We start from the raw sequence: 13,431 nt of genomic DNA on the forward strand, positions 1-13,431 counted from the left end.
TGCACCCGAATTGTCCTACAGCTACTCTTGGCGTCAGCTTAGGCCACGACCGTGGCAATAACGAGGATAAGAAATGGCGACGACCACCCTTGGGGTCAAACTCGATGACCCGACCCGTGAGCGACTCAAGGCAGCTGCGCAGTCGATTGACCGCACCCCGCACTGGTTGATCAAACAAGCGATCTTCAACTACCTGGAGAAGCTCGAGGGTGGTGCCACCCTGACCGAACTCAACGGCCATGCCAGCAACGTGGCCGACGACGCCGGCGAGATCCAACCCGACCACGGCCACCAGTGCTTCCTCGAGTTCGCCGAGAGCATCCTGCCGCAGTCGGTACTGCGCTCGGCGATCACCGCCGCCTACCGCCGTCCCGAACAGGAAGTGGTACCGATGCTGCTGGAGCAGGCGCGCCTGAGCGCCCCGCTGGCCGAAGCGACCAACAAGATGGCCGCCGGCATCGCCGAGAAACTGCGTAACCAGAAGAGCGCTGGCGGTCGTGCCGGCATCGTCCAGGGCCTGCTGCAGGAATTTTCGCTGTCGTCCCAGGAAGGCGTGGCATTGATGTGCCTGGCCGAAGCCTTGCTGCGCATTCCCGACAAGGGCACCCGTGACGCACTGATCCGCGACAAGATCAGCACCGGCAACTGGCAACCACACCTGGGCAACAGCCCGTCGCTGTTCGTCAACGCCGCCACCTGGGGCCTGCTGCTGACCGGCAAGCTGGTGTCCACCCACAACGAATCCGGCCTCACCTCCTCCCTCACCCGCATCATCGGCAAGAGCGGCGAGCCGATGATCCGCAAAGGCGTCGACATGGCCATGCGCCTGATGGGCGAGCAGTTCGTCACCGGCGAAACCATCGCTGAAGCCTTGGCCAACGCCAGCCGCTTCGAGTCCAAGGGCTTCCGCTATTCCTACGACATGCTCGGCGAAGCCGCACTGACCGAGCACGACGCACAGAAGTACCTGGCGTCCTACGAGCAGGCCATCCACTCGATCGGCAAGGCCTCCCATGGCCGCGGCATCTATGAAGGCCCGGGCATCTCGATCAAGCTGTCGGCGTTGCACCCGCGCTACAGCCGCGCCCAGTACGAGCGCGTGATGGAAGAGCTGTACCCGCGCCTGCTGTCGCTGACCCTGCTGGCCAAGCAGTACGACATCGGCCTGAACATCGACGCCGAAGAAGCCGACCGCCTGGAGCTGTCGCTCGACCTGCTCGAGCGCCTGTGCTTCGAGCCTTCGCTGGCCGGCTGGAATGGCATCGGCTTCGTTATCCAGGCCTACCAGAAGCGCTGCCCGTATGTGATCGACTATGTCATCGACCTGGCCAAGCGCAGCCGCCACCGTCTGATGATCCGCCTGGTGAAAGGCGCCTACTGGGACAGCGAAATCAAGCGCGCCCAGGTTGAAGGCCTGGAAGGTTACCCGGTCTACACCCGCAAGGTGTACACCGACGTGTCCTATGTCGCCTGCGCCCGCAAGCTGCTGGCCGTGCCGGAGGCCATCTATCCGCAGTTCGCCACTCACAACGCCCACACCCTGTCGGCCATCTACCACATTGCCGGCCAGAACTATTACCCGGGCCAGTACGAGTTCCAGTGCCTGCACGGCATGGGCGAGCCGCTGTACGAGCAGGTGGTCGGCAAGATTTCCGAAGGCAAGCTGAACCGTCCGTGCCGCGTCTATGCACCGGTCGGTACCCACGAAACGCTGCTGGCCTACCTGGTGCGTCGCCTGCTGGAAAACGGCGCCAACACCTCCTTCGTCAACCGCATCGCCGACCACTCGATCTCCATCCAGGAACTGGTCGCCGACCCGGTCGCCAGTATCGAGCGCATGGGCACCCAGGAAGGCAGCATCGGCCTGCCGCACCCTCGCATCCCGCTGCCTCGTGAACTGTATGGCAGCGAGCGGGCCAACTCGGCCGGCATCGACATGGCCAACGAACACCGCCTGGCGTCGCTGTCCTGCGCCATGCTGGCGACCGCCCACAACGACTGGAAAGCCACGCCGCTGCTGGCTTGCGCTGCCAGCGAAGGCACAGCCGCACCGGTGCTGAACCCGGCGGACCACCGCGACGTGGTCGGCCATGTTCAGGAAGCCACTGTCGCCGACGTCGACAACGCCATCCAGTGCGCACTGAATGCCGCACCGATCTGGCAGGCCACCCCGCCAGCCGAGCGTGCTGCCATTCTGGAGCGCACTGCTGACCTGATGGAGGCCGAAATCCAGCCGCTGATGGGCCTGCTCATCCGCGAAGCCGGCAAGACCTTCGCCAACGCCATCGCCGAAGTGCGTGAAGCCGTGGATTTCCTGCGCTACTACGCGGTGCAGGCACGCAATGACTTCAGCAACGACGCCCACCGCCCGCTGGGCCCTGTGGTCTGCATCAGCCCGTGGAACTTCCCGCTGGCGATCTTCACCGGCCAGGTAGCCGCAGCGCTCGCCGCCGGCAACCCGGTACTGGCCAAGCCGGCCGAGCAAACCCCGCTGATCGCCGCCCAGGCCGTGCGCCTGCTGCTGGAAGCCGGCATCCCTGAAGGCGTGCTGCAACTGCTGCCAGGCCGCGGTGAAACCGTCGGTGCCGGCCTGGTAGGTGACGAGCGCGTCAAGGGCGTGATGTTCACCGGCTCCACCGAAGTGGCCCGCCTGCTGCAGCGCAACGTAGCCGGCCGCCTGGACAACCAGGGTCGCCCGATCCCGCTGATCGCCGAAACCGGTGGCCAGAACGCGATGATCGTCGACTCCTCGGCACTGACCGAGCAGGTGGTGATCGATGTGGTGTCCTCGGCCTTCGACAGCGCCGGCCAGCGTTGCTCGGCATTGCGCGTGCTGTGCCTGCAGGAAGACTCCGCCGACCGCGTGATCGAAATGCTCAAGGGCGCCATGGCCGAAAGCCGCCTGGGCTGCCCGGACCGCCTGGCCGTGGACATTGGCCCTGTGATCGACGCCGAAGCCAAGGCCGGCATCGAGAAGCACATCCAGGGCATGCGCGAGAAAGGTCGCTCGGTCTACCAGGTGGCCATTGCCGATGCTGCCGAGCTCAAGCGCGGCACCTTCGTCATGCCGACCCTGATCGAACTGGAAAGCTTCGACGAGCTCAAGCGTGAAATCTTCGGCCCGGTGCTGCACGTGGTGCGCTACAACCGTCGCAACCTGGATCAGCTGATCGAGCAGATCAACAACTCCGGCTACGGCCTGACCCTCGGCGTGCACACCCGCATCGACGAGACCATCGCCAAGGTGGTGGAAACCGCCAACGCCGGCAACATGTACGTCAACCGCAACATCGTCGGTGCAGTGGTGGGCGTGCAGCCGTTCGGTGGTGAAGGCCTGTCCGGCACCGGCCCGAAAGCCGGCGGCCCGCTGTACCTGTACCGCCTGCTGTCGACCCGCCCGGCTGACGCGATTGGCCGCCACTTCCAGCAGCAGGACGGCGAAGGCAAGCCTGACCGCGCCCTGCACGAACAGCTGATCAAGCCACTGCACGGGCTGAAAGCTTGGGCCGAGAGCAATCAACTGGCCGACCTGGCCGCGCTTTGCAGCCAGTTCGCAAGCCAGTCGCAGAGCGGCATAGCCCGCTTGCTGCCAGGCCCGACCGGCGAGCGTAACAGCTACACCATCCTGCCGCGCGAGCACGTGCTGTGCCTGGCCGACAACGAAGCCGACCTGTTGGCGCAATTTGCCGCAGTGCTGGCCGTTGGCAGCTCGGCGCTATGGGCCGACAGCGAGCCGGGCAAGGCACTGCGCGCCCGCCTGCCGCGAGAGCTGCAGGCCAAGGTCAAGCTGGTGGCGGACTGGAACAAGGATGAAGTGGCATTCGACGCCGTGATCCACCATGGCGACTCGGATCAGCTGCGCGGCGTGTGCCAGCAGGTGGCCAAGCGTGCCGGGGCGATCGTGGGCGTGCACGGGCTGTCCAGCGGCGACCACCAGATTGCGCTGGAGCGCCTGGTGATCGAGCGGGCGGTAAGTGTGAACACTGCTGCTGCCGGTGGTAATGCCAGCTTGATGACCATTGGCTGAGGCTGAGGGTTGTTGAAGAAAAGGGAGAGCTTCGGCTCTCCTTTTTTATGGGCGTGTTTGCCACAAAATATTCTGCGCCTGTGAGATCGAGCGCCGCCCGCACGGCGCTTCGCGGGGCAAGCCCGCTCCCACATTTACTGTGCAAATCTTGAAGAATGTAACGGTCCTGTGGGAGCTGGTTCACCCGCGAAAGGGCCCGTTCAGGCGATATATCAATGAAGCCTTGTAGAGGGCATCTGCCCCAGCATCGGGTTGTCTGCAGGCAGGGTTCATTTTTTGCGGTGTTGCGGCAATCGTTCGAAATCAGGAAAGAGAGCCAAGGCCCTGCACCGATGCCCGCGCTTTCGCCAGAGCCACAATAAGCACCAGCCTTTCGCAGCCTCCGAAGTCAGCATCAGCCCAATCCACACCCAGTTACTGATACTGGAAGCCAGCATCGGCAACAACAGGATTGTGGATATCGAAGGAACGATAAAAAAGATTCGAAAGGGGATCTGCACCATCGCCAAGTAGACAGCCAACCGGCAACGCATAAAAAACAACGCGCAGGTCGCTATCAACGAAAGCTGCAGAACCAGGCCTAGCCAGACGACTAGCTCCAGCCCTCCTCCCCAGGTCTGCATGTTGCTCAATGCGTCCTCGAAATCCGTCCAGAAAGGTATGGCACCTCGCTCCATACTGCGCAAGACATGAAAGCAGATGTAGAACGCGTCCATGCCTCCCCAAAACAGAAAAGCGATCGCATGCCAGCTCAAATTCGAGTTCTTCAATATGCTCCCTCTTCGAACCGCGCCGCTGCTCAAACCATGGGAGATAGTATGATCAAAGCAAACAGCTGCGCTGCTGTAATTGCGGCAACCAGCAGTATCCACAACCAATTGGACAGCGTGAAACCGCTGTTGGCCAGCCCCGCCTCATCCCTCGAGCTGAAATTGACGCCTTTCTGCATGGGCATCAGGATGAACAACCAAGCTGCTTGAATGACTACGCCCGCAAAATAAGCCGCCCACGACTGATCATCCAGAATCACACTGGCAGCCACCGAGGCAGCACACATACCGTAATAGCCCAGCGTGAGCCCCATAATGGACCAAGGGTAGGATCTGCCTGACTCGCGAATATGATCATTCACCCTTCTCAATAATGGGTAGATGAAGAACACTGCAAAAGCGCTTCGCCAGAATGGGCTGACCTTTTCTCCTGTTCTCGCTCCATGCAGCTTCCAGCTCTGATAAAAGCAATACAGCCAGTAGAAACCCAGGGTGAAGAAGGTCATTACGCCAAACTTCACGGGCGAAACTACGAAGAAGGGAAGTTGCTTGTCTTCGGAACCAGTCAAGTCGTTTTTGTGGACATCACTCATCAGAAAAGCCTCATTACGAACACCAAAGCACACATTCAAGGCCAAATGGCATTCGATCCGCAGTAGGCCAGTTCCGCTCTGAGTTGTGGGAAACGTCTCTACATTTTCCTGCGCCTGTTCCGGCCTTTTTCACGGGTAAAACCGCCCCTACAGGTGCAGCGTTGATGGCTGGAGCTGCGCAGTACTTGTGGGAGCGGGTTTACCCGCGAAAGGGCCCGAACAGGCAAAACAACAACTGCCCCTACGCGTGAGCTGTGCGACCAACCACCAGCATCCCGGCGTTCTCAACCCATATCACCCAAACCTATTAACCTCCCCCACCTAACTCTATCCGCCTAGACTCGCAGCATCCCGCCTCAGGACCGCGACCATGCCCGAGACCCTGCTCAGCCCCCGCAACCTCGCCTTCGAGCTCTACGAAGTCCTCGACGCCGAGGCCCTCGCCCAACGCCCACGCTTCGCCGACCACAGCCGCGAAACCTTCGATGCGGCGCTATCAACTGCCCGTACCATTGCCGAGAAGTTCTTCGCCCCGCACAACCGCAAGGCCGACGAAAACGAGCCGCGCTACGTGGACGGCCGCGCCGACCTGATCCCCGAAGTGAAACCCGCCGTCGACGCTTTTCTCGAAGCCGGCTTCCTCAACGCCAACCGCGACTTCGAAGTCGGCGGCATGCAGCTGCCAAGCCTGGTTTCGCAGGCCTGCTTCGCCCATTTTCAGGCGGCCAACGCCGGCACCACGGCCTACCCGTTCCTGACCATGGGCGCGGCCAACCTGATCGAGAGCTTCGGCAGCGATGAACAGAAGCGCCTGTTCCTGCAGCCGATGATCGAAGGCCGTTACTTTGGCACCATGGCCCTGACAGAACCCCACGCTGGCTCGTCGCTGGCCGATATCCGCACCCGTGCCGAACCTGCCGCTGACGGCAGCTACCGGCTCAAGGGCAACAAGATTTTCATTTCCGGCGGCGATCACGAGTTGTCGGAAAACATCGTGCACATGGTGCTGGCCAAGCTGCCGGATGCGCCGCCCGGCGTGAAGGGCATCTCGCTGTTCATCGTGCCCAAGTACCTGGTCAGCGAAAATGGCAGCCGTGGCCCGCGCAACGATGTGCTGCTGGCCGGGCTCTTTCACAAGATGGGCTGGCGCGGTACCACCTCCACCGCGCTGAACTTCGGCGACAACGGCCGGTGCGTCGGCTACCTGGTCGGCCAGCCGCACCAGGGCCTGGCCTGCATGTTCCAGATGATGAACGAGGCACGCATCGGTGTCGGCATGGGCGCAGTGATGCTCGGTTACGCCGGCTACCTGTATTCGCTGGAGTACGCCCGCCAACGCCCGCAGGGTCGGTTGCCGGACAACAAAGACCCGCACAGCCCGGCGGTGCCGATCATCGAGCACAGCGATGTGAAACGCATGCTGCTGGCACAGAAGGCCTACGTGGAGGGCGCTTTCGACCTGGGCCTGTATGCCGCACGCCTGTTCGACGACACCCAGACTGCCAGCGACGACAGCGCCCGCAAGCAGGCGCAGGAGCTGCTCGACCTGCTGACCCCGATCGTCAAATCCTGGCCCTCGACGTTCTGCCTCAAGGCCAATGAACTGGCGATCCAGATCCTCGGCGGCCACGGCTACACCCGCGAATACCCGGTCGAACAGTATTACCGCGACAACCGCCTGAACCCGATCCATGAAGGCACCGAGGGCATCCAGTCGCTCGACCTGCTGGGCCGCAAGCTGGCGCAGAACAATGGCGCCGGCCTCAAGCAGTTGATCCGGTCGATCGCCGCGACCGGCGAGCGCGCCAGCCACCACCCGAACCTCGACCCACTGCGCCAGCCGCTGGAGCAACTGGTCAACCGCCTGCAAGGTGTGACCCTGGCCTTGCTGGGTGACCTGGCACAGGGCAAAGTCGCCGGCGCCCTCGCCAACTCGGCCCTCTACCTCAAGGCCTTCGGCCACTGCGTGATCGGCTGGCGCTGGCTGGAACAGGCGATTCATGCCGAGCTTGGACTGCTCAAGGGCAACCCTGCCGACCGCGACTTCTACCTCGGCAAGCTACAGGCCGCGCGTTATTTCCTGACCTGGGAAGTACCGGGCTGCCATAATGAGCTGGCATTGCTCGAGGCGCGCGACGATACCTGCCTCGCCATGCAAGACGGGTGGTTCTAGGGGGAGCCACCGTGTACACGGAGGCTTCCGAATGTTCGATTCCAGCGCCCTGCTGCGCCAGCGCTTCGCTGCGCTGCGCAGTACGGCCGAGTTGTTTTCCCTGCGCCATGTGAAACAGTCGCACCAGGCGCTGTCGGTTCGCCGCAACGTCGCGGAACCACCCTTCTTCAGCCAGGACGAGGGCGCCATGCTCACCGTGCGGGTGAATGGCGTGGAAGCCTACGCGGCCACCGCCGACCTGTCCCAGGCAGGCCTGCAGCGTGCGCTGGAGCAGGCCGAGGCGCTGGCCCGGCAAATCCTTCGGTACAACCTGCTGGACCTGCGCGAGCAACCGGTGACCAGCGCACGCCACGACCACATTTCGCCCAACTTCGACCAGCCCGTGCCCAACCTCGCCGACTGCCTCGGCCTGCTCGCTGCCGAATCGGCCAGCGTGCCCAAGGACAGCCGCCTGGTGGACTGGCAGGCCAGCCTGGGCCTTAGCCTGGTCGAGCAGACCTATCTGAACTCGGCCGGCGCCGAGCTGCGCCACGCCCAGCGCTTCCTGTTCCCAGGCCTGGGCGTGACCGCCAGCGACGGCCAGGATAGCCAGAGCCGCAGCCTGGGCCGCGACAACTTCGGCCAGCAGGGCGGCTTCGAGATCATCGAGCGCTGCGGCCTGGTCGGCGCGGCCCGCCGGGTGGCCGACGAAGCGCTACAGCTGCTGCTGGCACCGAACACCCCCAGCGGCCCGCGCGACCTGCTGTTGATGCCGGACCAGATGATGCTGCAGATCCACGAATCCATCGGCCACCCGTTGGAGATGGACCGCATCCTCGGCGACGAGCGCAACTACGCCGGCACCAGCTTCGTCAAGGCCGGCGACTTCGGCCACCTGCAGTACGGCTCCGCACTGCTCAACGTGACCTTTGACCCGACCATCGGCGAAGAGCTGGCCAGCTACAGCTTCGATGATGACGGCACCCCGGCCAGCAAGCAGTTCCTGATCCGCGCTGGCCTGCTGCTGCGCCCGCTGGGTGGCGCGCTGTCGCAGTTCCGCTCCGGCCTCGACGGCGTGGCCAACAGCCGCGCCTGCGGCTGGAACCGTGCGCCGATCGACCGCATGGCCAACCTCAACATCGAGCCGGGCGACCAGAGTCTGGATCAGCTGGTGAAGGGCATCGAACACGGCATCCTGATGCGTACCAACCGCTCCTGGTCCATCGACGATGCACGCAACAAGTTCCAGTTCGGCTGTGAATGGGGGCAGTTGATCGAAAACGGCGAGCTCAAGGGCATCGTCAAGAACCCCAACTACCGCGGCATCTCCGCGCAGTTCTGGCGCAACCTGGCGGCGGTCGGCGACAGCAGTACCTTCCAGGTGCTGGGCACGCCCAACTGCGGCAAGGGCGAACCCAACCAGGTGGTGCGGGTCGGCCACGCCTCGCCGGCCTGCGTGTTCCGCCAGATCGACGTATTCGGAGGAGACGCCTGATGAAGCACGCTTTCGAAACCCTGGTCGGGGATGTGCGCAAAGCCCTGCAGACGGGCGAACAATTCACCCTCGGCTACAGCGCCGAACAGTCGCAATTCGTGCGCTTCAACCATGCCAAGGTACGCCAGGCCGGCGAGGTGACCCAGGCCAGCGCGCAACTGAAGCTGATCCACGATGGCCGACAGGCAGAGCAACAGGTGACCTTGAGCGGTGACACGCAACTGGATAGCCAGCGCCTGATCGCTGCCCTGGCGCAACTGCGCCAGACCTTGCCGCTGCTGGCTGTCGACCCCTATCTGCGCCTGGACGAAAATACCTGGAACAGCCACAGCCAGCAGGAGCAGGCGCTGCCCGAACTGAGCGACGTGCTGACCCTGCTCGAGCGTGAAGCCGGCGACCTGGACCTTGTCGGCATCTACGCCGCCGGCCCCATCTGCCGAGGCTTCGCCAGCTCGTTCGGGGCCTTCGGCTGGCATCAGGCCAACAGCTTCAACTTTGACTGGAGCCTGTTCCACCAGAACGGCGAGGCGGTGAAGGCCAACTATGCCGGGCAGGCCTGGAACGCTGACGACTTCGCCGCACGCCTGCGCCAGGCGCGGGAGCAGCTGGGTTTCCTTGGCCGCCCGGCCGTCACGTTGAAACCTGGCAGCTACCGCGCCTACCTGGCCCCGGCGGCCATGGACGAAATAGCCGGCATGCTGTGCTGGGGCGGTTTTTCCGCACAGGCCCTGGCCACTGGCAACAGCGCCCTGCAGCGCCTGTACAACGGCGATGCGCGGCTGAGCCCGCTGGTAAGTTTCACCGAGCAGGTCAGCGGCTCGTTGAGCCCGGCGTTTTCCGATGAAGGCTCACCGCGCCTGGATGTGCCGTTGATCCAGCAAGGTGAGGCCGTGCAACGATTGATCAGCGCGCGCAGTGCGGCCGAGTTCGAGCTGCTGGCCAATGGCGCCGATAGTTACGAGTCGCCGTGTGCGCTGAGCCTGGCAGCAGGTAGCCTGCCGAGCGAGCAGATTCTGGAGCGGCTCGGTACCGGGCTGTACATCAGCAACCTGTGGTACCTGAACTATTCCGACTTGCCGGCGGCACGCATGACCGGGCTGACCCGCTTCGCCACCTTCTGGGTGGAGAACGGGCAGATCCAGGGCCCGGTGAGCACCATGCGCTTCGATGACAGCCTGTACAGCTTGCTCGGCAGCCAGCTGGAAGACCTGACAAGCGAGCGCGAGATGATCCTGTCGACCAGTACCTATGGACAGCGCAGTACCGGGTCGAGTCATTTACCGGGGGCACTGGTCAAAGGCCTGACCCTGACATTGTGACTGGACTTACCGGCCCTTTCGCGGCTAAAGCCGCTCCCACAGGATCTCCACTGCCCTTGAATGTGGTGATATCCCTGTGGGAGCGGGTTCACCCGCGAAGAGCCCGGCACTGACAAACGAGGAAGTCATGCCCGAACGCACCCCGCTGGACCCTGTCACCGCCCGCTGGATCCCTTGGGTGGTGGCCATCGCCTTCTTCATGCAGTCCCTGGACGGCACCATCCTCAACACCGCGCTACCGGCCATGGCCCGCTCACTGGCCGAAGACCCGCTGCGCATGCAGGGCGTGATTATCGCCTACATGCTCACCGTGGCCCTGCTGATCCCCGCCTCAGGCTGGATCGCCGACCGCTTCGGCACCAAGCGCATCTTCTTCAGCGCCATTCTGCTGTTCAGCTTCGGCTCGCTGCTGTGCGCCGCCGCCAACAGCCTCGGTTTCCTGATCTTTGCCCGTGTCGTGCAAGGGCTGGGCGGTGCGCTGATGCTGCCGGTCGGGCGGCTGGTGGTCCTGCGTGCCTACCCGCGCACCGAGCTGGTGCGCATAATGAGCTTCATCACCATCCCCGGCCTGCTCGGGCCGCTACTGGGCCCTACGGTTGGCGGCTGGTTGGTGGAAATACTGAGCTGGCACTGGATCTTCCTGCTCAACCTGCCGGTCGGCCTGATCGGCTGCTACGCCGTGTGGAAGTTCATCCCCGACCTGCGCGGCGCCGAGCGCACCACGTTCGACGGCCCCGGGTTCCTGCTGTTTGGCGCAGCGATGGTATTGATCACCATCGCCATGGAAGGCCTGGGCGAACTGCACCTGCCGCACCTGCGGGTGATGTTGCTGCTGTTCGCCGGCATGGCCTGCCTGGCGGCCTACTGGCTGCGCGCCGGGCGCGACCCGGAGCCGCTGTTCTCGCCCAGCCTGTTCCGCGTGCGCACCTTCGCCATCGGCATCCTCGGCAACCTGTTCGCCCGTCTGGGCAGCGGCGCCCTGCCGTTCCTGGTGCCGTTGCTGCTGCAGGTGGCGCTGGGCTACTCGCCGGCCCAGGCCGGCATGAGCATGATCCCGCTGGCGGCGGCGGCGATGCTGGCCAAATCCATTGCCCGGCCACTGATCGAACGTTTCGGCTACCGCATCATCCTCACCGGCAACACCCTGCTGCTGGGCCTGCTGCTGGCCAGCCTGGGGCTGGTGGACGAACAGACACCCTATTGGCTGTTGCTGGTGCAACTCGGTCTTCTGGGTGCAGTGAACTCCATGCAATTCACCGCGATGAACACCGTTACGCTCATCGACCTCGACGACGCCAGTGCCAGCAGTGGCAACAGCCTGCTGTCGGTGGTCGCGCAGTTGGCCCTGAGCCTCGGCGTGGCGTGTGCGGGTGCCTTGCTCGGCGGCTTCACCGCGGCGGGCAGCGCCGAGGGTGTGGAAACCACCTTGGGCGCGTTCCAGCTGACATTCGTCACCATCGGCGTGATGGCCATGCTGGCGGCAGCGATCTTCCTGCAGCTGTCGCCGACGGACGGAAGGCGTGCCCGTCGTCCGGAACAACACATGGAGTCGTAGGGCGAATGGCCACGAGGCTGGTAGACTGTGCGGCATTTTTCGCTTCGCACCGCAGGCCCGCCTCGTGACCACCGAACCCACCGCCTTTGCCACCTTGCCGCTGTCCACTGCCATGCTGGCCAACCTGGACGCCCTCGGCTATGCCTCGATGACACCAATCCAGGCCCAGAGCCTGCCGGTCATTCTCAAGGGCCAGGACCTGATCGCCCAGGCCAAGACCGGCAGCGGCAAGACCGCCGCCTTCGGCATCGGCCTGCTCAACCCGATCAACCCGCGCTACTTCGGCTGCCAGGCGCTGGTGTTGTGCCCCACCCGCGAACTCGCCGACCAGGTGGCCAAGGAGCTGCGCCGCCTGGCCCGCGCCGAGGACAACATCAAGATCCTGACCCTGTGCGGCGGCGTTTCGCTGGGCCCGCAGATCGCTTCGCTGGAGCACGGCGCGCACATCATCGTCGGTACCCCAGGGCGCATCCAGCAGCACCTGGACAAGGGCACCCTGGTGCTCGACGGGCTGAACACACTGGTGCTGGACGAAGCCGACCGCATGCTCGACATGGGCTTCTTCGATGCCATCGCCAGCATCATCGGCAAGACCCCGTCGCGCCGCCAGACCCTGCTGTTCTCGGCCACCTACCCGGCGGGCATCAAGCAACTGGCCGCTGATTTCATGCGCAACCCGCAGCAGGTCAAGGTCGAGAGCCTTCACGCCGACAACCAGATCGAGCAGCGCTTCATCGAGATCGACCCGCAACAACGCCTCGAGGCCGTCACCCGCGTGCTCGGCCACTACCGCCCGCAGTCCTGCGTGGCATTCTGCTTCACCAAGCAGCAGTGCGAGGATGTGGTCGCCCACCTGGCCGCCAAGGGCATCGTTGCCCAGGCCCTCCATGGCGACCTGGAGCAGCGCGACCGCGACCAGGTGCTGACCATGTTCGCCAACCGCAGCACCTCGGTGCTGGTGGCTACCGACGTGGCCGCACGCGGCCTGGACATCGATGGCCTGGACATGGTCATCAACGTCGAACTGGCGCGTGACGCGGAAATCCATGTGCACCGTGTGGGCCGCACCGGTCGTGCCGGCGAAAAAGGCATCGCGGTCAGCCTGGTGGCACCGGCCGAAGGCCACCGCGCCCAGGCCATCGAAGACCTGCAGAAGAGCCCGCTGCGCTGGGACCAGCTGGACAGCCTGAAGCACAAAGGCGGCGAGCCGCTGCTGCCGCTGATGAGCACCTTGTGCATCGCCGCCGGGCGCAAGGACAAGCTGCGCCCGGGTGACATCCTCGGGGCGCTGACCGGTGATGCAGGCATCCCCGGCAAGCAGGTGGGCAAGATTGCGATCTTCGATTTCCAGGCGTTCGTCGCCGTGGAGCGACCGCTGGCCAAGCAGGCCATGCAGCGCTTGAACAGCGGCAAGATCAAGGGGCGCTCCCTGAAAGTCCGCATCGTCTGATGATTTTTGGGGCTGCTCTGCAGCCCATCGCCGGCAAGCCAGCTCCCACAGGCTTACCACAGGCCCCAGG

At 64.1% G+C, this 13,431-nt stretch carries 8 protein-coding genes; 6 read left to right on the forward strand and 2 right to left on the reverse strand.

Going from position 1 to position 13,431, the window contains the following annotated elements; translation table 11 throughout:
- The first annotated feature begins 73 nt into the window (after positions 1-73).
- Positions 74-4,027, forward strand: a complete 3,954-nt coding sequence (gene putA / locus V3314_RS01345) for a trifunctional transcriptional regulator/proline dehydrogenase/L-glutamate gamma-semialdehyde dehydrogenase (protein ID WP_046613384.1) — start codon at positions 74-76, stop codon at positions 4,025-4,027.
- Between the two features lie 269 nt (positions 4,028-4,296).
- Here putA and V3314_RS01350 read toward each other — a convergent pair whose 3' ends face one another.
- Positions 4,297-4,797, reverse strand: a complete 501-nt coding sequence (locus V3314_RS01350; RefSeq protein ID WP_230385129.1) for a hypothetical protein — start codon at positions 4,795-4,797, stop codon at positions 4,297-4,299.
- A 29-nt stretch (positions 4,798-4,826) separates the two neighbouring features.
- The gene (locus V3314_RS01355) at positions 4,827-5,390 is read right to left on the reverse strand and encodes a hypothetical protein (protein ID WP_338459844.1); all 564 of its coding nucleotides are present in this window, start codon (positions 5,388-5,390) and stop codon (positions 4,827-4,829) included.
- 370 nt (positions 5,391-5,760) lie between these two features.
- Between V3314_RS01355 and V3314_RS01360 the strand changes: the two genes are divergently transcribed.
- The 5 genes from V3314_RS01360 to dbpA all read left to right on the forward strand — a co-directional run bounded on the left by V3314_RS01360 (position 5,761) and on the right by dbpA (position 13,361).
- Positions 5,761-7,563, forward strand: a complete 1,803-nt coding sequence (locus tag V3314_RS01360; RefSeq protein ID WP_338459845.1) for an acyl-CoA dehydrogenase — start codon at positions 5,761-5,763, stop codon at positions 7,561-7,563.
- 31 nt (positions 7,564-7,594) lie between these two features.
- Entirely contained in the window at positions 7,595-9,037 is a 1,443-nt protein-coding gene (locus V3314_RS01365; protein ID WP_338459846.1) for a TldD/PmbA family protein, read from the forward strand.
- On the forward strand, positions 9,037-10,356 hold the full coding sequence (locus V3314_RS01370; protein ID WP_135001304.1) for a TldD/PmbA family protein: 1,320 nt from the start codon (positions 9,037-9,039) through the stop codon (positions 10,354-10,356). Before V3314_RS01365 ends, V3314_RS01370 begins: the two co-directional genes overlap by 1 nt.
- Before the next feature lie 127 nt (positions 10,357-10,483).
- On the forward strand, positions 10,484-11,911 hold the full coding sequence (gene mdtD / locus V3314_RS01375; RefSeq protein WP_046613392.1) for a multidrug transporter subunit MdtD: 1,428 nt from the start codon (positions 10,484-10,486) through the stop codon (positions 11,909-11,911).
- A gap of 112 nt (positions 11,912-12,023) precedes the next feature.
- A complete protein-coding gene (gene dbpA / locus V3314_RS01380; RefSeq protein ID WP_230385130.1) occupies positions 12,024-13,361 on the forward strand; it encodes an ATP-dependent RNA helicase DbpA in 1,338 nt (445 codons plus the stop codon).
- The last annotated feature ends 70 nt before the right edge of the window (positions 13,362-13,431 follow it).

The sequence above is a fragment of the Pseudomonas sp. TE3-3-F2023 genome, from assembly GCF_036784815.1.
Lineage (GTDB): Bacteria > Pseudomonadota > Gammaproteobacteria > Pseudomonadales > Pseudomonadaceae > Aquipseudomonas > Aquipseudomonas pudica.

Bases quoted from the DNA above. Each gene is read 5' to 3' on its own strand.
- V3314_RS01370 (WP_135001304.1), top strand. From the start codon at position 9,037: ATGAAGCACGCTTTCGAAACCCTGGTCGGGGATGTGCGCAAAGCCCTG.
- putA (WP_046613384.1), top strand. From the start codon at position 74: ATGGCGACGACCACCCTTGGGGTCAAACTCGATGACCCGACCCGTGAG.
- dbpA (WP_230385130.1), top strand. From the start codon at position 12,024: ATGCTGGCCAACCTGGACGCCCTCGGCTATGCCTCGATGACACCAATC.
- V3314_RS01355 (WP_338459844.1), bottom strand. From the start codon at position 5,390: ATGAGTGATGTCCACAAAAACGACTTGACTGGTTCCGAAGACAAGCAA.
- V3314_RS01360 (WP_338459845.1), top strand. From the start codon at position 5,761: ATGCCCGAGACCCTGCTCAGCCCCCGCAACCTCGCCTTCGAGCTCTAC.
- V3314_RS01365 (WP_338459846.1), top strand. From the start codon at position 7,595: ATGTTCGATTCCAGCGCCCTGCTGCGCCAGCGCTTCGCTGCGCTGCGC.
- mdtD (WP_046613392.1), top strand. From the start codon at position 10,484: ATGCCCGAACGCACCCCGCTGGACCCTGTCACCGCCCGCTGGATCCCT.